Genomic DNA, 1,755 nt, shown 5'->3' with positions numbered 1-1,755 from the left:
TCGTCTTGCCCGTGCCGGGCTCACCATCGAGCAGGTAGATGTGATTCCGGGGCAACCCGCCACCCAGCACTTCGTCCAGGCCCTCGAGCCCGGTTCGCGCGCGTGGCTGGATGATTGGCGGAACCGGAGCGGCGGCGCCGGAGGTCTTTGCTGGCACGCGAGTGGGGGACACGGGTAAAGGCCGGCAGCACCTGGGAAGGCGGCCGGGGGAATAAGTCGAAGCCCCTTTCGCAAGAATGCTACCGCTGCGGGTGACGGCAACTGCGAGTACTGCGTACGGGGTACTTCGTACCAAGACCCACATCCGGGCCCCGAAGAAGGCGCGGACGACTCCATTCGGCGCGGGGTAAAGGGCCCCACCTTCTTGGGACGGCCCGCAGGTCTCGGTGCCAGGTACTGAGTACGAGGTACTCGCCGTTGCCTTCTGCTTGACAACCTTCCCGGCACAGGTACTGTCCTAAGAACGTTAGGTCAGACACGAACCGGCGAGATGATGACCGCTCCCACCGATCGCGAGCTCCTCCGCGGGACGCTCGACATGCTCGTCCTCAAGACGCTCTCCTGGGCGCCGATGCACGGGCTCGCCGTCCTCCGCTGGATCGAGTCTGCCACCCATGAGCGACTCGCCATCGAGGAGGGCGCGCTCTATCCCTGCCTCCACCGCCTCGAGCAGCGCGGCTGGCTCCTCGCCGAGTGGGGCTATACCGAGCAGGGACGGAAGGCAAAGTTCTATCGCCTCTCCGCCACCGGCCGGCGTGAGCTGACGGCGGAAGTCTCGCGCTGGCAGCGCTACACGGAAACCGTCGGCCTGCTGCTCTCCGCCGAGCCGGCCACATGACGCGCGACGAGGAACCCTCGCTCATGCGGCGCGTCTTCCGTCTTCCCGAATCGCGCGCCCGTGCGCGGCGCGCGCTGGACGACGAGCTCCGCTTTCACCTCGAGGGCCGCATCGAGGAGCTCGTCGCCGAGGGCATGTCACGCCCCGCCGCGGAGGCGGAAGCGACCCGCCGCTTCGGCAATCTCGACCTGCACCGCAGCGCCACCCTCGCCATCGACGACCAGATTCTCCAGGAGCATCGACGCATGGACGTCCTCGATACCATCACCCGCGAGCTCCGCCACGCTGCTCGCTCGCTGGCGCGCAGCCGCGGCTTCACCATCGCCGCCGTCATCACGCTCGCACTCGGCATCGGTGCGGCCACGGCCATCTTCCCCATGCTCGACGCCGTCGTGCTGCGGCCCCTGCCCTACGCCAACGCCGACCGGCTCGTCGAGCTCTCGTCGCCGGTGCCGAAGTTCAAGGGCGATACACTCTGGGGGATTGCGCGCCACGAGGCGTACTTCTTCCAGCAGAAGAGTCGCGCGATCGAGGACATCGGCGTCTATCAGAATGCCGAAGTCACCGTGGGTGGGGACGGCGGCGATCACCCCGCCGAGCGCGCCCGTGCGGCGATGGCCAGCGCTGGCCTCTTCCGCGTCCTCGCGGTCCAGCCGGAGTACGGGCGCAACATCGTGCTCGACGACAACCGCTCGCAGACTCCGTCAGTGCTCGTGCTCAGCCACGGCTACTGGCAGCGCCGCTTCGGTGGCGACCCGTCCATCGTCGGACGCACGATCGACATCGAGGGATTCCCGATGACGGTCGTCGGCATCCTCCCCTCGTCGGCACAGTTGCCCGACTTGCAGGTGGATCTGTGGTATCCGGCGCACACCTTCCCGGAGCAGCAGGCATTCAACAACCACACGTGGAACGCG

General features: G+C 67.6%; 3 protein-coding genes. 2 read left to right on the top strand and 1 reads right to left on the bottom strand.

The genetic code is table 11. The annotated features are described in order from the left end of the window. Window positions 1–304: ATPase domain-containing protein (locus tag ACJ8AT_RS20355; RefSeq protein ID WP_407739442.1), on the bottom strand; the 304-nt coding region annotated here is incomplete at its 3' end. Window positions 305–490: 186 nt separating this feature from the next. On the opposite strand from ACJ8AT_RS20355, the gene ACJ8AT_RS20350 reads away from it, so the two are divergent. Then, on the top strand, window positions 491–838 hold the full coding sequence (locus ACJ8AT_RS20350; protein WP_407739441.1) for a PadR family transcriptional regulator: 348 nt from the start codon (window positions 491–493) through the stop codon (window positions 836–838). Beyond that, window positions 835–1,755: ABC transporter permease (locus tag ACJ8AT_RS20345; protein WP_407739440.1), on the top strand; the 921-nt coding region annotated here is incomplete at its 3' end. The genes ACJ8AT_RS20350 and ACJ8AT_RS20345, both read left to right, overlap by 4 nt.

This window comes from Hyalangium sp. (assembly GCF_045802625.1).
Classification (GTDB): Bacteria; Myxococcota; Myxococcia; order Myxococcales; family Myxococcaceae; genus Hyalangium.
Note: the sequence above shows the minus strand (reverse complement) of the source record. Positions and strands in the feature narration are given on the sequence as shown.